The following is a 17,094-nucleotide window of genomic DNA, read 5'->3' on the forward strand; positions in this document are numbered from 1 at the left end:
TCCTGAGGAGGAACTCCCTTTGTTGAAAATCGAAAGTCGTCTCGCCCAAATTGGCTCTATTCAAGAACCCGTTACTGGAGCTATCAGCTTCCCAGTCTACCAAGCTACTGCGTTCCGTCATCCAAAGCTTGGGCAAAGTACAGGATTCGACTATGCACGTACGAAAAGCCCGACACGCAAGGTGCTCGAGGATGCTATTGCTCAGCTGGAGTCTGGAGATGCGGGCTTTGCTTGTTCCTCAGGAATGGCTGCGCTGCAAACCATTTTTGCTTATTTCAGCCAAGGAGATCATCTGATTGTTTCCTTGGATTTATATGGCGGAACGTACCGGCTGCTTGAGAAAATCATGTCGCGCTTCGGTGTGTCCGCTACGTATGTTGACACGAATGATTTAGATGGGTTGGAAGCGGCGTACCAGCCGAATACCAAAGGGCTTGTCATTGAGACACCGACGAATCCGCTGATGATGATTACAGACCTTGAGCTTGTGTGCACATGGGCTCGCAAGAAGGGCATCGTATCGATTGTCGATAACACCTTGTTAACGCCGTATCTTCAACGTCCAATTGAGCTTGGTGCTGATATCGTCATTCATAGCGCGACCAAGTACCTCGGCGGTCATAATGACGTACTGGCTGGTCTCATCGTGACCAAGGGCAAAGAGCTCTCGGAGCAGATGGCTTTCCTGCACAACTCCATTGGTGCTGTGCTTGGACCGCAAGACAGCTGGCTCCTTATGAGGGGAATGAAGACGCTTGCGCTTCGCATGGAGCGTCATGAACAGAATGCAACGGCGATCGCGCAATTCTTATTGGAACACCCGCTGATCGATGAAGTTTACTACCCTGCGTTGGAAACACACCCTGGTTATGCGATTCAGAATAAGCAGTCCAGTGGAAACACGGGTATTTTCTCCTTTAAAGTAAAGGATGCAAGACTGGTTGAACCGATCCTTCGTCACATCCAGCTCATTGCTTTCGCGGAAAGCTTAGGCGGTGTCGAATCACTTATGACCTATCCAGCTGTACAAACACATGCGGATATTCCACTTGAAATTCGTCAGCAAATCGGTGTAGATGACCGTCTTTTACGCTTCTCTGTTGGCATCGAGCATATTGATGATCTGATTGCGGATCTTTCCAATGCTCTCAGCAAGGCGCAAGCCGAATTGGAAGGAGATTCGTTATCATGAACCATCCACAAGATGATAAACGTAAACCGCATGGCAAATTTGCAACGAAGCTCATTCATTTCGGTGGAGAGATCGATGAAGCGACAGGAGCATCCAGTGTGCCTTTGTACCAAGCTTCAACCTTTCATCAAGCCGACTTAGAAGTCTCACCAGAGTATGACTATACACGTTCGGGCAATCCAACCCGTCAAGCTTTGGAAGACTACATTGCATTACTTGAAGGCGGTACTCGCGGATTTGCTTTCGCTTCGGGTATGGCGGCTATTTCATCAGCCTTCATGCTTTTGTCGCAGGGTGATCATGTTATTTGTACGGAAGATGTTTATGGTGGTACATATCGCCTGCTGACAACGATTATGAATCGTATGGGCGTTGAGTCGACATTCGTTGATATGACCGATATCGCCCAAGTACGTGCAGCACTGCGTTCTAACACTAGAGCGGTATTCATCGAGACACCATCGAATCCGACACTCCGAATTACAGACATCGCCGAAGTTGCTGCTTTTGCTAAAGAGCACGATTTGCTTACGATGCTGGATAATACGTTCATGACACCTTACCATCAGCGTCCAATCGAGCTGGGCATTGATATTGTGCTGCATAGTGCAACGAAGTTCCTCGGCGGACATAGTGATGTACTCGCAGGCTTGGCCGTAGTGGCCAATGACAGTCTAGGTCGCAGAATGAAACAAATCCAGAATGGCATGGGAAATGTACTAGGCATTCAAGATTCTTGGCTGTTGATCCGTGGGATGAAAACCTTGCGAGCTCGTATGGAAATGTCCGAAACTAGTGCCCGTAGACTGGCAAATTGGCTTTCAGAGCAGCCTGATATTGATGTTGTGTACTACCCAGGACTTCCGAACCATCCTCGTAGAGACGTTCATGAAAAGCAGTCTTTAGGCTATGGAGCAGTGGTTTCGTTCGATGTTGGTTCCGGCGAGAAAGCGAAAAAGCTATTAAGCAAAGTGCGTATTCCACTCGTTGCGGTAAGCTTGGGTGCAGTGGAGAGCATCTTGTCCTATCCAGCTATGATGTCACATGCCTCGATGCCGAAGGAAGTTCGCTTACTTCGCGGCATTACGGACGGTCTTGTGCGGTATTCGGTAGGTCTTGAAGATATCGAAGACATTATTGAAGATTTGGAACAAGCCCTTCGCGGTTAGACTTCCATGATTTCGAAAATTAGTCATATTTGAAATGGAATACGCCTTGGTAAAAGCAGCATATTGCTGCTTTTTTGGCATGAATATGATACGATGTTTGGATACAAGCCTTCAGAAAGTAAAGGAGTGAGTAGCTGTGAAACCGATTGATCGCATTTTATATAAAGCACAGTCAGGCGGACGAATTGATGTAGAGGAATGTATTACGCTGTTCGAATCCGATCAAATAGAGAAGATTGGCGACACTGCCAACCAGATTATGAAGAAATGGCACCCCGATCCAATAACGACATTCGTCATTGGGCGGAATATTAACTATACGAATATTTGTGACGTTTATTGCAGATTTTGTGCGTTTTACCGTCCACCGGGTTCATCAGAAGGTTACGTATTGCCGGATGAAACCATTTTCCAGAAGATCCAAGAGACTCTGGATGTAGATGGGACCGAAATCCTCATGCAGGGCGGCACGAATCCGAATCTTCCATTCAGCTATTACACGAATATCCTTCGAGAGATTAAGAAACGTTTTGACATCACGATGCATTCTTTCTCGCCAGCTGAAATTATGAAAATGAAAGATGTTTCAGATGGTCTATCTTTAGAGGAAGTCGTTCGTCAATTGCACGAAGCAGGACTCGATTCTTTGCCAGGTGGCGGCGCAGAAATTTTGGATGATCGCACTAGACGCAAAATTAGTAAGCTAAAAGGTTCATGGCGCGATTGGATGGACGTTATGCAAACCGCTCACAAAATTGGTATGCATACAACGGGAACCATGGTTATCGGTTTTGGCGAATCCATGGAAGAGCGCGCGCTTCATATGCTGCGTATTCGTGATGCGCAAGATGATGTGCTGTTCCAGAAGCTCAATACACCTGGCTTCCTAGCTTTCATTCCTTGGACATTCCAACCAGATAATACGAACATGAAGGCAGAGAAAGTCACGCCTGAGGAGTACTTGAAGACGCTGGCGATTAGCCGAATTATGCTGGATAACGTTCCTAACTTCCAATCGTCTTGGGTGACAATGGGACCTGAGGTAGGCAAGCAAACGCTCAGCTATGGCTGCAACGACTTTGGAAGTACGATGATTGAGGAGAACGTGGTCTCCGCGGCAGGTACAACGCACAAGGTCAACGTAAACTCTACGCTGCGAATTATTCGTGAAGCAGGTAAAATTCCTGCACAGCGGAATACAAAATACCAAACTTTGCGAGTGTTTGATGATGAGTCGCTCGTTATTGATAAAGATTTCGTGATGCAGAACTAATTTAATGACCTTCATTAATAAAAAGAAGCCTCCGTTTTCCACTTTAACCGTGGATACGGAAGCTTCTTTTCATTTGCTTGGGGCAGTTTATTTTGCTTCCTTAAGCGGAGCGGTATGAATGTCCGTTTTGTTTTTACCTGTCATTTTGGCTTTATACAACGATTGATTTGCGCCTGAGAATAGGGTTTCTTTACTAGTCCCCGGGCGATACTCACTGAATCCGATGGAAATGGTCACGGATTGTTTGTTTAATTCCTCATATTTCGATTGAGATATTTGCCAGCGAATTCGTTCCAATATTTCAAATATTTCTTCGGTAGCTTTCTCCGTGAAGATAATAGCAAACTCTTCTCCGCTATATCTAGCAACAAAATCGTTTAAGCCCACTCGGGTTTTCAGTGTGCTGCTTCAAAGAATAGAGCAATTCGAATGGTAATTGAATAGAAACAAGCAACCAGTAGGCATTAAGTAACTTCCGATTCCAGTCCTGCTTGTGCTGATCGAATGCGTCAATTTACATAGGTACCCACTCCAAAAGATATGCTACTTAAGCACTATTACAGGTATCATAACACGATTATCTGCGATATTGGCATATATTAACTAAAGGTTTGACAAAAAATGAGGAATGGAAATGGCAAATTGTTCGTTGTATATCTGATTCCTATCGACCATATACTCTTAGGAGGAAGACGTATTGATGAAAGGAGTTAGCCTATGGAACTGTTTGCCATTGTTGTAATGAATGCCGATGAGGCCTATGTACGTTCGCTAAGCGCTCAGATAGAACGTGAGCTGCAGCTTTTACATATCGCTGAAAGTGGAGTAACAGCCCCATTTGATCTACATGAAACACATGCTTATATTCGAATAGAAGTGAGGATGAACGAAAGAGAAATATCTTCCATTCACAAAGAAGTAAGGGAAGGACTAGCTGGCGTTTTGGCGGATCATATCATTGCAGAGAAAGAGTCGCTTATTTTGCGTGATTTGATTGTTAAAGAATTTAAATATGAAGCCATTGATGATTTGGAAGCAATAGAAGGGTACTGCAAGCAGTCCATGTGTGTGGAGACGGTTATCGAGGAATTGCCAATTTTGAATGGCAGCTCAGCACGACTTCGCCGCAAACAAATGTTATCGGAACAGCTCATGCAATCTCTAGAGGAAACTCCTCGGCTAAGCTTGGATGGTTTTCTTAAATTTCGTTTACAGGATTATACCGAGGAGCTGCGAGAGATAGCTGAGTATGCCATTGATGAATTTATGATGGATCGCCAGTATCAGGAATTTATTTCTCTGTTGCAGTACTTTGTTTATATTCAGGAAGCTAAGATCCCCGTTGCTCATCTTATACATAAAGGCGGGCATGAGTTTGTCATCCTGAATGATCAACTTGAACTCATCGACGCGAATGAATTTGATACAACTTTTAAGCTAGAAGTACTTGAGAAAGATATTAATTTCGAGGACATGATCGTTAGCACCCTCATTACGGTATCTCCAGCAAATATCTACATCCATACGCGAGATCCCGAATTAACGATCATCAAGACGATTAGACAAATATTTGAGGATCGAACAACAGTCTGCTCCTATTGCCGAACTTGTGACATCTTCTTGGGTGAAGCCAAGAAACAGGATCAACTATCCCCTTGACCTTGAGCGAAGAGGCAATTATAATAGTGATCGAAGGCGTTAATATCAAAGACATGAACTTTCTGCAAGAACTGCTCAGAGAGAGGAGACTAGGCTGCAATCTCCTTCAGCTATTCAGATCGTTTACCCCTTTGTAGCCGTATTGTGGAATTCGACCTGACTTGCAGGATCGTTAGTATACAATACCGGAGTCATTCCCGTTACCGAATGCTGATGAGGATTCGCCTTACCCCTTTGGGCATGCAGCGAATCGAACTAGGGTGGAACCACGAGCTGAGCGCACTCGTCCCTTTTGGGATGCAGTGTGCTTTTTTGCGTTCAAAAAATGTACCAAAAGCGGAGAGACTTTGAGCCTACGCTCAAAGATCCCAAAGCGGAGAGACTTTGAGCCTACGCTCAAAGATCCCAAAGCGGAGAGACTTTGAGCCTACGCTCAAAGATCCCAAAGCGGAGAGACTTTGAGCCTACGCTCAAAGATCCCTATATTAGGAGGAACAAAAATGGTTGTACAAGTGAAATTACCAGATGGCGCGGTTAGAGAGTACGCAGTTGGAACGACCATTGAACAAGTGGCGGAATCCATTTCATCCGGACTGAAGAAAAATGCGATTGGCGGCAAAGTTAACGGGAAATCCGTGGATCTGTCGTTCTCATTGGAAAATGATGCAGACGTAGAGATTCTAACGCTCGATAGTGAAGCGGGATTAGAGATGTATCGTCACAGCACAGCGCATCTGATGGCTCAGGCGATTAAACGTATTTATGGTGAAAAAGCGGTTAAATTAGGAATTGGACCTGTGATTGAAGACGGATTTTACTATGATATCGATTTGGAAACACCGCTTAATCCTGAAGATTTGGTGAAAATCGAGAAGGAAATGGAGCGTATTTCCGGTGAGAACCTAGCGATTACTCGCCGCGTTGTTTCTCGTGAGGAAGCGATTCGCATTTTCACTGAAATGGAAGATCCGTTTAAGCTGGAATTGATTCGTGATCTGCCGGAAGATTCGGTACTTACCATCTATGACCAAGGTGAATTTTTTGATTTATGCCGCGGACCGCATCTTCCATCAACTGGACGAATCAAAGCATTTAAATTATTGAGCGTTGCTGGTGCTTACTGGCGTGGAGATGCGAAGAACAAAATGCTGCAACGTATTTACGGCACTGCTTTCCCTAAGAAAGCGCAGCTGGATGAGCATTTGCATCTTTTGGAAGAGGCGAAGAAACGTGATCACCGTAAGCTGGGCAGAGAGCTTAAAATGTTTGCTTTTTCACGTGAGGTTGGGCAAGGGTTACCACTTTGGCTGCCGAATGGCGCTAAATTAAGACGTACAATGGAGCGTTATATTGTCGATCTAGAAGAGCGTCTGGGTTACCAACACGTGTATACACCTGTTCTGGCTAATGTTGATTTGTACAAAACATCCGGTCACTGGGAGCATTACAGCGAGGATATGTTTCCGAAAATGGTGATGGACAATGAGGAACTTGTCCTACGTCCAATGAACTGTCCACATCACATGATGGTTTATAAAAGCGATATGCGCAGCTACCGTGATCTGCCAATTCGGATTGCTGAGCTTGGCACCATGCACCGTTATGAAATGTCAGGAGCTTTAACCGGTCTACACCGTGTTCGTGCCATGACCCTGAATGACGCTCATATTTTCTGTCGTTTGGATCAAATTAAAGAAGAGTTCTCCCGCGTTGTGAACTTGATTCGTCAGGTTTATGCGGATTTCGGAATTACAGACTACCGTTTCCGTCTTTCCTATAGGGATCCTAAGGATACAGAAAAATATTTCCAAGATGATCAAATGTGGGAAACTTCTCAACGCATGCTGCGTGAGGTTGTTGAAGAATTAGGACTTCCTTTTTTCGAGGCTGAAGGTGAAGCTGCCTTCTATGGTCCTAAACTTGACGTTCAAATCAAAACAGCACTCAAGAAAGAAGAAACACTTTCAACAGCTCAAATTGATTTCTTGCTCCCCGAACGCTTCCAGCTTGAATACACAGGTGAAGATGGTCAGAAACATCGCCCGGTGGTTATTCACAGAGGGATTATCAGTACTATGGAGCGTATGACAGCCTTCTTGCTTGAGAACTTTGCAGGTGCGCTGCCAACTTGGTTAATGCCGATTCAAGCGAAAGTCATTCCGGTATCTCCGGCATTCGAAGAATTCTCGAATCACGTGACTGAGCGTCTACGGGAAGCTGGTATTCGTGTTGAGGCAGATAATCGTAATGAGAAGCTGGGTTATAAGATTAGAGAAGCGCAGCTGGAGAAGATTCCTTATATGCTAGTCGTCGGTGAAAACGAAGTGAAGAGCGAAAGCTTATCTATTCGAAAACGTGGTCAAGGGGATCTTGGAACCCATCCGATTGAACAAGTGATTGGCATGATTAACGAGGAAATTAGCAAGAAACTTTAAGCACCACACCTATAAATGAAGAGGGTGTCCCAAAAGCCATGATAGTCTTGGTGTGTAGGACACTCAAGATCGTTAGAAAAAGTGAATATTTGAATGAAAAAGGAGCTAAGCGGCTTGTACGTGCTTAGCTCCTTTATTTTTAGCGTCCATCGCTGCTTTCTTCAGCAAGTTATGGGCAAGCGAAAGCCACCCGACCTCTAGACTTACTTTGGGTAAGCCTCGAAGCAGGAATCTTTTGAATCCGCGGTTGTTCTTGATGTCACCAAACACAGGCTCTGGCTCAATCATACGCCGTACTGCTAGCGCGTAACCTTCTTCGCTACGGAGTTTGTTGCGCGCTTGGTTCTTTAATCGCAAGTAGTTCATGCTTACTTTAACTTCGCGATTACCTTGGGCTTTCGTACACTGTGGTTTCAGCGGGCAACCTTCACAGCTTGCACTCCGGTAATGGCGGTACTCGATTTCATATCCACTCTCCGTTTTCTCTTTGCTTGCTCTGCGGAAAATGAGGGGTTGTCCTGCCGCACATGTCCACGTATCTTGTTCTTCGTCATAGGTCCAGTTGTCGATTTTACTAATATCCTTTTGCCACGCTTTGTTTTTCTCACGGTAATAGGTGCTATATTTGACGATGGCTTCGACTTCATTTTGCTCTAAATAGTCGTAGTTCTCTTCGCCGCCATACCCCGCATCAGCGATGATCGTGCTCGGCAGCTTGCCTAGTTGCGATTTTACTTTTTCAAGATGAGGGATGAGGCAGCGTGTATCGGTAGGCCGTTGGTGTACGCTGTAGCCGAGGATAAATTGATTTTCAGTGCCGATCTGTACATTGTAACCCGGCTTAAGTTGGCCGTTTCGCATATGATCTTCTTTCATCCGCATGAACGTAGCATCTTTGTCGGTCTTACTGTAGCTATTCCGACTCCCTAAAATTTCTTCATGTGTTTCATACTTTTGAAGTCGAGGAAGAAGATCTTTTCGAAGTGTGCGCACGGCTTTCTTTAGCGACTTGTCCTTCGGGTTTTCCTGCAGTCTTTCTTCCAATTGTTTGACAGCGATCTCTAATTTTTCACTTGTGATCTCAGACGCTCCGCCCAGTTCGCTTAGGTCTTGGCCAACATGCATCTGCTCTTCTTGCTTCTCAGCTTCTTCGATCGTGGCAAACAGCGTCTGCACTTTCTCCTGAAGCTTGGCCTTATGCTTCACAACCGCTTTACCCCAAACAAAGGTATACCGATTGGCATTCGCTTCAATTTTAGTACCGTCAACAAAATAGTGCTCTAGTTGAACGTACTTCTCGTCGGCCAAAAATTGAAGAACCGCGGTAAATACGGTCTCCAGCAGGGCTTTCATCCGTTCAGAACGAAAACGGTTAATGGTGCGGAAGTCGGGTCGTTGTCTGCCTGCAATCCACATGAACATGACGTTTTCGCGGACAGCCTTGGCGATCTGTCGGGAGGAGTAAATACGCTGGGTGTAGGCATAAATGATCACTTTTGTTAGCATCTTAGGGTGATAGCTATCTCTTCCGCCTCCAGGGTAAGCTGCGTCGAAAATGACGTCATCCAGTTGATTCACGGCGGCGTTTACAATGCGAACGAGGTGATTTTGAGGAATATCTTCCTCCAAGTCCATTGGCAGGCAAAGTTGATCCATGGTATATTGAATGTACAAAGAAACCGTCTCCTTTTGTAAGTGGTTGGGTGGTACCTCCATTTTACCAAAGAACGGTTTCTTTTTGTTTACAAAATGAGAGGATGCCCCTCAGTCATTTTATGACTTTTGGGACACCCTCTTTTTTTGTTTGGAAATTCAGTTTAATGGGTATGTATAGGGGAGCGTGATTAGGACACCTTAAACAGTGAGTCTGCATCCGGATGTTTAAAGGTGGTAGGTATTGGACAACCTGCAATAGTAGGGGAGGTATTAAAAATAGTAATGTTAACCAATTTTTTGGCTCAGTCTAAATGGTTTAGTGCGTCGATCATCGTTGTTCTGATGGCACTTTTCGGACAAGAGACGACGGGCAAAAGCGACCAAAGTTACACGACGGCAAACTCCGTCACCCATATACAAGATCAGCAGCAAAAGGTTATTCCGGACAAAACGACGCCTGCTTCACGGCCGGGTAGCGCAAGAAAACCTGCAACAAATCAATTATCGTTATGTTCCGAAGTTAGACTCAGATTTGTCCAAGCTCAAGGCAGTCGAAGTGACAGCCACCGGTTATTTTGCAGGTAAGGAATCAACAGGGAAAAATCCGGATCATCCTGAGTATGGGATCACGTATTCGGGAATTAAAGTAAAGCGGGATGATAAGTCCTTATCAACGATCGCAGCAGACACGAACGTTTTTCCGCTAGGCACTGTCTTGTTTATTCCCGGTTATGGGTATGGTGTTGTTGCAGATACAGGCAGCGCAATTAAAGGAAAGAAAATTGATCTGTATTTCGACACAAAGGATCAGGTTTATAAAGAATGGGGCAAGAAGACGGTTAAAGTATTTATCGTCAAAGAAGGGCATGGGAAAGTGACCGAACTCATCTGGAATCAGCTAAAGGATGAGATTATCGCACCAACCAAAGCACTATGACAAGAATCAGCTTTTTACTAAGCCGAACATTTCCATCATAAATTCTCCTGTTTGGGAAATTCTATACTTACAGGAGGTGATTGAACATGGCTAAGAACAAGAATAACAAGAATAAAAATTTGAGCGCTAATGTTGCTCAAGATGTAGAATTTGCTGCGGAAACATCAGTAGCGAACAATCAGCAACAAACGAATACACAAAACCAAAATAAATAATGCAATATCAATAAGCTGAAAAAGCGATAGAAGAGCAGAGATCTGAAAAGGTCTCTGCTTTTTTATTTCTTTTCAACTTCTCCTATTTTCGATATAATGTAACAAAAACTAACATTTAGGTTCCTTTTGGGAGGAGTTCCAATTTCTTATGCGCGTAGAAATGAAACACAAAGCTGGGTTTTATGCTCTTATTCTCATTGGTATTACGGTAAGTATATTCGCGCTATTTACTTCCTCTAGATGGTTTGCGGCTGCAAGTTTGGCTGTTTTTTTGTTTATAGGTATTATTGCTTGGCTTAGTACAAGATCATCAAGGTCATCTAATAGCCACGATAATAAGGGACAACAAGAGCAATTCCGAACATTTATACAAGAATCTCAGGTGGTAGCGGATAGATTAGCAGCCGCTGTTGAGGAAGTCAATCGTTCGATCGGACATCTTTTGCAAATAGCTGATGCTTCGATTCAAGGAGAAGAGGATCTGAAGATTCGAAGTAATCAAGCCGTTGGACAGCTGCAAGAAGCATTCGCTGCGATTCAGCAGGTAGCAGCTGCAGCCGACCAAATTCTAGATTCATCCTTACATATGCATCGAGAGAGTGAGCAAACCAAAGATACGGTGGTCGATGTATGCCGGTCACTGAATGCCACAGATGAAGTCATGAATGATCTACATATTAATAATGATACCATGCAGAAGAAGATTCAGGATTTGACAGGACATACTTCTAAGATTGAAGAAATCAATACATTTATTGCGGAAGTAGTGTCTCAAACCTCGCTGCTCGCGCTTAATGCATCCATTGAAGCAGCCAGAGCGGGTGAGCATGGACGGGGCTTTTCTGTCGTCGCACAGGAAATTAAGAAGCTGGCCACACAAAGTCATGAAGCGGTTACGAAATCTTCCGAACTATTGGCATCTATCGAGAGCGGTGTTTCACAAGTTGTGACAGCGGTTGCTGAGGAAAAGGCATCTGTCGCGCATGGGATTGCTGAGATGAAAATAATAAAAGATAAGATCGATACGATCTTCGCGTTGATTCTGAATGTCAATAATCTTGTATCGAGTACAACAAGCTCCACTCAACATCAGTCTTCGCTTGTCTCAGGTACAAGAACTCTACTTGGCCAAGTTGTTGATTTGATGAATGAGACGATGTCTAGTGTGGAGATTACCTTGGATCAACTGACAAAGCAGCGCCATGAAGTATCGATGCTGCAGCATATCAACCAAAATTTAGATCGTTCCTCTAAGGAACTATTACAGGCGATACAAGCAGTAGGTATGCAAAATAAAGAAGGAACGATTCATGTAAATATTCAAGAAATGAAGCAAGTACTTAGCTCACTTGTACAAATACCTGACATAACTTCATTGCTTGATGGTAAGCATGCTTCTCATTTAGGTGCTGTTTTGCAGAAAACGGCCGGGATTGAAGCCATCTGGTCTAACCGCGCGGATGGAACTTTCATCTATTCGATGCCTGAAGCAGGTCTAGTTAATGCAAAGGGCAGAGAGTGGTGGAAGCGTGCGATGGGGGGAGAACTCTTCGTTTCTCCGGAATACGTGTCAGCTATTACCAAAAAACCATGTATCACGATGTCAAAAGCGATAATAGATGACACGGGAACCCCTGTTGGTGTTGTAGGAATCGATTTAATATTGAAATAAAGGTTCTCAAATCGTTTATTTTGGTGTAAAATAAGATTACTGTGATAAATCTTGACATGGGGAGATAGGTGAGCGATCATGCTGAATGCTTTGCGATTGGACGGAAAACCTCAAAAAACACCAAGGAAAGCTGCAGAGGTACTTCCTTTCTTGGAAGCTTACATTGTCCGCAAGGAACAGCAGGTCCTGGATATTGAGCAGGTAGTAGAGCGCTACGAAATCAAAAGAATGAAAGAAGAGCGCGCTTATCAGACGATGTCATCATTTCGCCGCATGTTTTCTGGTAAGAAACCTGACCATCATCTTGCTGTCGAATATATCCACTATGTGAAGAAGCCCATGGAGCAAGTTAGGAAGCTTCGAGCTGAAATTGCCCATGCGAGACAAATTATGAATGAATCCAAACCAGGTGATGAGATCTCAGTACCGGATGAGATTGAAGAGCTGCTTTCTTAATACAAACAAAAAACCTTCCAATTTGGAAGGTTTTTATTGTTCTCATTGACCTTTCTTTAGTTGTTCTAAGTCCAGAAATCCATCCTCTTGGCTGTAAGCCGGAACACCATGGATACCGACATCCAATCCGACTAATTCCTCATCTCTACTAACTCGCAATGGAACGATAAGTTGAATTAGCTTCATACAACCCCATGTAATGACGAATCCCCATATACAAATCGTAACAAGACCTAATGCTTGAACACCTAGTAGGCTGAAGCCCCCGCCATAGAACAAACCAGCAGTACCTTCCCGAATGGCATCAGGCTGAGCAAATAATCCTACAGCGAGAGTCCCGATGCTACCGCTGATACCATGAACAGGAAAAGCACCGACTGGATCATCAATCCGCCTAGCTTCTAGCATTTCTGTTGCATAAACCATTGCGATCCCGCAAATTGCACCGATGAAAATGGCCGCAGCATCACTAACGAAAGCACAGCCTGCGGTAATGCCAACGAGTCCTGCAAGAGCGCCGTTGATGACCATAGGGGGATCCGCTTTGCGGTAACGCATCATGGTGAATAGAATGCACGTTGCGCTGCCCGCTGCTGCTGCAAGCATGGTCGTTACTGCAATGTGGCCGATCGAAGTATTGGTGGCACTTAGCGTGCTTCCTGAGTTAAAGCCAAACCAACCGAACCAAAGGATAAATGCGCCTACGGAGGCAAGCGGCAAATTGGATGGTGGGACAATATTAGCCGTACCGTCAGCGGAAAATTTGCCAATCCGTGGACCAATGATCATCGCTGCGGCAAGGGCGGAGAATCCGCCAAGTGCGTGAATGACGGCAGAACCTGCGAAATCAACCATGCCTAGCTTGCCAAGCCATCCATTGACAGCCCAAACCCAGTGGCCAGCAATGGGGTAGATTAAACCAGTCATTGCGATGGTGTATAGAATGTAAGCGCGGAAGTTGATGCGTTCAGCTACAGCCCCAGATACGATCGAGATCACAGCGATAACAAAGGCACACTGGAATAGCCAATAAGTCTCATGTGAGATATTTAAAACGATATGTGTTAAATCTCCTCCCATGAAGAAGCCGGTGGTGCCAATCAAACCAGATACATCTTTACCGTACATAAGGGCAAAGCCGAAGAAGTAAAAAATAAGTGCTCCGAAAGCGATATCAACAAACACTTTCATAATGATACTTACCGCATTTTTTTGTCTGACGAAACCTGCCTCCAATAAAGCGAAGCCGCCTTCCATCAATAGAATCATGGCAGCTGTCAGAACCACCCATATGGTATCTAGGCCGCTAGAAAGCTGTTGGATTTCATCCATAATCAATCTCTCCTTATGTTTGAGGAATTCTTTGCACCAATTATACGGTTCTGATGATAATTATGTCAACGATATACGTAAGAATACATAACATATGAAGGTTATTGTTCGTTTTTAAATAATTGATGTCAGTTATTCATTTGATTCTGCGAAAACTCAGTCTCTAGACCGAGGAAGCGATCAATCTCTCGTCTCTTTTCATTCCTAGCTGTATCTTATAAACTAGAGGTATCTTAACAACGTTGTATACAAATGGAGGAAGAAGTATGAATCCGCATATGTTTCAAAGAATAATTTGGGGGCTTGTCCTCGTAACGGCAGGTGTCCTTTATTTACTTAACCAATTAGGGTTTATTGATATTGATCTTGCTTATATGTTTTCCACTTATTGGCCTGTCATTCTTATTTTCTACGGTCTCGTTGGTTTTGTTTGGCAGCGTAAGTATCATTGGGGAGGCTCAATTTGGAGTTTACTCGTTTGCTGTATGGGAACGATCTTTCTGCTGAAGAATTTAAAGCTGACCGATCGATCGCTTGGAGAGATGTTTCAGATTTTGGGACCTATTGCTTTAATTTTATTTGGATTGAATGTGATTTTTAAACCTAGCAAGAAAGAGTCACCGGATTGGCCTTCTATTAAAGAAGAGAAAAATCAAGTTAGAGAGGCAAGACGTGAAGCTAGAAGATTGCAGCATGAAAAATATAGAAATCCATGGGATCAACCTATGGGCACTGATGGTGCGCCATCGCCAACAAATGATAAGGAGCGCGAAAGTAAATCAACTTTTAATGAAGTAAAGCATGAGTTAAGTGACGAAGAGAAAGCCGTACTCAAGGATATTCATGGCGAGTTTCATGATAAGCATATATGGGATGTGCCTGAGGCGCCGGGAGCACCAGATCCAAGGCTACCTCAGCCACCGGGACAACCGAAAACGCATGCTTTTAACCATCATGGTCACAAGTACGATGATTTTGTACGTAACTTCGACTCTGGTGATGTACTTCATCGACATGGTTTTATCGGAGATGTGCATCTGGGACAAGAAGCTTGGGAACTGAAGCCGATTCAGATCTCACATTTCATTGGTGATTCTGTGATAGATCTTACACGCGCAGCCATTCCTTTGGGAGAGACAACTATTCATGTTTCAGCATTTATTGGTGATGTGAAAATATTCATTCCCAATGATATTGATGTTGAGGTTCGCGTAATGGCAAGTTCTTTTATCGGAGATATGAAAGTACTTGATCGCCGTGAGAGTGGGTTTCTGCGCAGTGTGAGAACTCAGACCTCGCACTATGAAGAGGCTGACCGGAAAATAATTGTAACTACGAGCATGTTTATTGGTGACATTACAATCAAAAAGATAGGTTAAGGATGGAGCATGTACAAATTGCGAATGTTCAATATGAAGTGGCAGCTGCTGAATTATTTTCTTATCTCGAGTTTACTCACGGTATCCAGCATATATATTGTTCTTGAATATTATAAGGAGGAGCTTGTTTCTTGGCAGTTCCGAATGGGGTACGTCATAGCCATTCTCTTGGTCTGTCTAACGGTGGGTTATGTTGCGACCAAAAGATGGCAGCGCAAAGTGGATGAACTGCATGTAGCTATGCTCGAATTGTCCAAGGGGAATTTCTCCAGTCGGATTGAAATGGAACCCGTAGAACCATTCTTGTATTTGTATGATGCTTTTAATAACATGGCCTCTGCCGTTGAAGAGCGCATTCAGCTGCTTCAAAAATTAGGTGAGGCTGAGGCAATTCGGGATCAGGAGCTTACTGAAAATGCTGTGCTTGAGGAAAGACGTCGCTTGGCGCGGGATTTGCACGATACGGTCAGTCAAGAGCTGTTCGCCATTCATATGTCAGCATCCTCTTTACCCAAAATTCTGGAGAGAAACCCGGATGCGGCGCCGGGTGTTATGAATCAACTTATTCAAATGTCTCACCATGCCCAGAAGCAGATGCGCGGTCTTATTTCGCAATTAAGACCCATCGAACTGGGGGATATGAGCCTACAAGAAGCCCTAGAGAAATGGTTTCCGGAATATTGCCGAAACCATGAGCTGCTGGGCCAGCTTGATGTTTCTTTGCGTGAAACGATATCTGAAGCAATTGAACATCAATTTTTCCTCATTATACAAGAAGGTCTGGCTAACGTAGTTAAGCATGCTTCTGCCAAACAAGTTCGACTAGCTATCTATGAAAGAGAGCACCAGTATGTGCTTCAGCTGCAGGATGATGGTCAGGGGTTTGAACGAAGAGACATCCCATCGGCTTCACATGGTTTATCGACAATGAGAGAGCGAGCGCAAAAGCTTGGTGGCGAAGTGGAGATCGACAGCAAGTTAGGATCAGGAACACGAGTTAGAGTACGCATTCCGCGGTTTACGGGACAGTCAAGCTTTCTTATGAAGGAAAGAGAGGGAGAAACAAATGAGCAGTAACATTAAAGTGATGATCGTAGATGATCACGACATGGTTCGGGTTGGGCTTCGTACCTACATTTCATTGGAACCCGGTTTGGAAGTTGTGGGGGAAGCAAACAATGGCCAGGACGCGTTCGATAAGTTAAATCAAGAACTCTCTCAGCATTTGCCGGATGTTATTTTGATGGATCTGACCATGCCGGTTCTGGATGGTATAGGCGCCACCAAGTTGATTTGCGGTAAGTTTCCACAGATTAAGGTTATTATGCTGACCAGCTTCTTGGAGGAAGCGAAGGTTCTTGAAGCTGTCGAATCGGGTGCCATCAGTTATATGCTGAAGACGGTTTCATCCGACCAATTGATTCATGCAATTCTGAGCGCTTACCGCGGTATGCCGGTTATGAACTCAGAAGTGTCCTTGGCGCTTACAAGAGGGATTAGGCAACGTAATCGTATACCCGAGGAAGAAGGGTTGACCTCACGCGAGAGAGAAGTATTGCTTTTGATTGCAGAGGGAAAGAGTAATAAAGACATTTCAGAAGAGCTTTTTATTAGTATTAAAACGGTCAAAACACACGTCAGCAACCTTCTGATGAAGTGTGAATTAGAAGATCGGACTCAGCTTGCTATCTTCGCTCACCGTAAAGGCTTGGTTTGATA

15 protein-coding genes and 1 pseudogene are annotated in these 17,094 nt (G+C 44.3%); 13 read left to right on the top strand and 3 right to left on the bottom strand.

Annotated elements, in window-relative coordinates:
• Nucleotides 1-22 precede the first annotated feature (22 nt).
• From QFZ80_RS02525 to mqnC, 3 genes are all read left to right on the top strand, one after another.
• Nucleotides 23-1,192 (top strand): aminotransferase class I/II-fold pyridoxal phosphate-dependent enzyme, encoded by a 1,170-nt coding sequence (locus QFZ80_RS02525; protein ID WP_307555724.1) that lies wholly within the window; start codon nt 23-25, stop codon nt 1,190-1,192.
• Complete coding sequence (locus QFZ80_RS02530; protein WP_171691880.1) at nt 1,189-2,361, top strand: trans-sulfuration enzyme family protein; 1,173 nt, start codon at nt 1,189-1,191, stop codon at nt 2,359-2,361. The genes QFZ80_RS02525 and QFZ80_RS02530 overlap by 4 nt, the downstream gene beginning before the upstream one ends.
• Nucleotides 2,362-2,497: 136 nt before the next feature.
• Complete coding sequence (mqnC, locus tag QFZ80_RS02535) at nt 2,498-3,634, top strand: cyclic dehypoxanthinyl futalosine synthase (RefSeq protein ID WP_307549181.1); 1,137 nt, start codon at nt 2,498-2,500, stop codon at nt 3,632-3,634.
• Nucleotides 3,635-3,721: 87 nt separating this feature from the next.
• Here mqnC and QFZ80_RS02540 read toward each other — a convergent pair whose 3' ends face one another.
• Nucleotides 3,722-4,033, bottom strand: coding sequence for a GGDEF domain-containing protein (locus QFZ80_RS02540; RefSeq protein WP_307563995.1), 312 nt, complete (start codon nt 4,031-4,033; stop codon nt 3,722-3,724).
• Nucleotides 4,034-4,351: 318 nt separating this feature from the next.
• On the opposite strand from QFZ80_RS02540, the gene ytxC reads away from it, so the two are divergent.
• Both ytxC and thrS read left to right on the top strand, forming a co-directional pair.
• Nucleotides 4,352-5,293 (top strand): putative sporulation protein YtxC, encoded by a 942-nt coding sequence (gene ytxC, locus QFZ80_RS02545; protein WP_307549179.1) that lies wholly within the window; start codon nt 4,352-4,354, stop codon nt 5,291-5,293.
• 500 nt (nt 5,294-5,793) lie between these two features.
• On the top strand, nt 5,794-7,728 hold the full coding sequence (gene thrS, locus QFZ80_RS02550) for a threonine--tRNA ligase (protein WP_307557083.1): 1,935 nt from the start codon (nt 5,794-5,796) through the stop codon (nt 7,726-7,728).
• A 105-nt stretch (nt 7,729-7,833) separates the two neighbouring features.
• On the opposite strand, the gene QFZ80_RS02555 is transcribed toward thrS, so the two are convergent.
• On the bottom strand, nt 7,834-9,402 hold the full coding sequence (locus QFZ80_RS02555) for an IS1182 family transposase (RefSeq protein WP_307557086.1): 1,569 nt from the start codon (nt 9,400-9,402) through the stop codon (nt 7,834-7,836).
• A gap of 264 nt (nt 9,403-9,666) precedes the next feature.
• On the opposite strand from QFZ80_RS02555, the gene QFZ80_RS02560 reads away from it, so the two are divergent.
• The 5 genes and pseudogenes from QFZ80_RS02560 to QFZ80_RS02580 all read left to right on the top strand — a co-directional run bounded on the left by QFZ80_RS02560 (nt 9,667) and on the right by QFZ80_RS02580 (nt 12,664).
• Nucleotides 9,667-9,969: a hypothetical protein gene (locus QFZ80_RS02560; RefSeq protein ID WP_307557088.1), complete on the top strand. Its 303-nt coding sequence runs from the start codon at nt 9,667-9,669 to the stop codon at nt 9,967-9,969.
• A pseudogene (locus tag QFZ80_RS02565) lies at nt 9,914-10,321 on the top strand (3D domain-containing protein); the annotation flags it as partial. The gene QFZ80_RS02560 and the pseudogene QFZ80_RS02565, both read left to right, overlap by 56 nt.
• 86 nt (nt 10,322-10,407) lie before the next feature.
• Nucleotides 10,408-10,536 (top strand): hypothetical protein, encoded by a 129-nt coding sequence (locus tag QFZ80_RS02570; protein ID WP_307549173.1) that lies wholly within the window; start codon nt 10,408-10,410, stop codon nt 10,534-10,536.
• Between the two features lie 148 nt (nt 10,537-10,684).
• A complete protein-coding gene (locus QFZ80_RS02575) occupies nt 10,685-12,208 on the top strand; it encodes a methyl-accepting chemotaxis protein (protein WP_307557090.1) in 1,524 nt (507 codons plus the stop codon).
• Between the two features lie 78 nt (nt 12,209-12,286).
• Entirely contained in the window at nt 12,287-12,664 is a 378-nt protein-coding gene (locus QFZ80_RS02580; protein ID WP_307549167.1) for a hypothetical protein, read from the top strand.
• A gap of 42 nt (nt 12,665-12,706) precedes the next feature.
• Here the strand turns inward: QFZ80_RS02580 and QFZ80_RS02585 are convergent, their stop codons facing one another.
• The gene (locus QFZ80_RS02585) at nt 12,707-13,996 is read right to left on the bottom strand and encodes an ammonium transporter (protein ID WP_307549165.1); all 1,290 of its coding nucleotides are present in this window, start codon (nt 13,994-13,996) and stop codon (nt 12,707-12,709) included.
• 266 nt (nt 13,997-14,262) lie between these two features.
• Between QFZ80_RS02585 and liaF the strand changes: the two genes are divergently transcribed.
• Genes liaF through QFZ80_RS02600 form a run of 3 tightly spaced genes read left to right on the top strand, consistent with a single transcriptional unit; the run spans nt 14,263 to nt 17,092 of the window.
• Entirely contained in the window at nt 14,263-15,375 is a 1,113-nt protein-coding gene (liaF, locus tag QFZ80_RS02590; protein WP_307557092.1) for a cell wall-active antibiotics response protein LiaF, read from the top strand.
• A gap of 9 nt (nt 15,376-15,384) precedes the next feature.
• Nucleotides 15,385-16,452, top strand: coding sequence for a sensor histidine kinase (locus QFZ80_RS02595; RefSeq protein WP_307549162.1), 1,068 nt, complete (start codon nt 15,385-15,387; stop codon nt 16,450-16,452).
• Nucleotides 16,442-17,092, top strand: a complete 651-nt coding sequence (locus QFZ80_RS02600; protein ID WP_307549159.1) for a response regulator transcription factor — start codon at nt 16,442-16,444, stop codon at nt 17,090-17,092. The genes QFZ80_RS02595 and QFZ80_RS02600 overlap by 11 nt, the downstream gene beginning before the upstream one ends.
• Nucleotides 17,093-17,094 lie beyond the last annotated feature (2 nt).

Source organism: Paenibacillus sp. V4I7, from assembly GCF_030817275.1.
Classification (GTDB): Bacteria; Bacillota; Bacilli; order Paenibacillales; family NBRC-103111; genus Paenibacillus_E.

Bases quoted from the DNA above. Each gene is read 5' to 3' on its own strand.
- QFZ80_RS02530 (WP_171691880.1), top strand. From the start codon at position 1,189: ATGAACCATCCACAAGATGATAAACGTAAACCGCATGGCAAATTTGCA.
- ytxC (WP_307549179.1), top strand. From the start codon at position 4,352: ATGGAACTGTTTGCCATTGTTGTAATGAATGCCGATGAGGCCTATGTA.
- thrS (WP_307557083.1), top strand. From the start codon at position 5,794: ATGGTTGTACAAGTGAAATTACCAGATGGCGCGGTTAGAGAGTACGCA.
- QFZ80_RS02560 (WP_307557088.1), top strand. From the start codon at position 9,667: ATGTTAACCAATTTTTTGGCTCAGTCTAAATGGTTTAGTGCGTCGATC.
- QFZ80_RS02570 (WP_307549173.1), top strand. From the start codon at position 10,408: ATGGCTAAGAACAAGAATAACAAGAATAAAAATTTGAGCGCTAATGTT.
- QFZ80_RS02575 (WP_307557090.1), top strand. From the start codon at position 10,685: ATGCGCGTAGAAATGAAACACAAAGCTGGGTTTTATGCTCTTATTCTC.
- QFZ80_RS02580 (WP_307549167.1), top strand. From the start codon at position 12,287: ATGCTGAATGCTTTGCGATTGGACGGAAAACCTCAAAAAACACCAAGG.
- QFZ80_RS02585 (WP_307549165.1), bottom strand. From the start codon at position 13,996: ATGGATGAAATCCAACAGCTTTCTAGCGGCCTAGATACCATATGGGTG.
- liaF (WP_307557092.1), top strand. From the start codon at position 14,263: ATGAATCCGCATATGTTTCAAAGAATAATTTGGGGGCTTGTCCTCGTA.
- QFZ80_RS02595 (WP_307549162.1), top strand. From the start codon at position 15,385: ATGTACAAATTGCGAATGTTCAATATGAAGTGGCAGCTGCTGAATTAT.
- QFZ80_RS02600 (WP_307549159.1), top strand. From the start codon at position 16,442: ATGAGCAGTAACATTAAAGTGATGATCGTAGATGATCACGACATGGTT.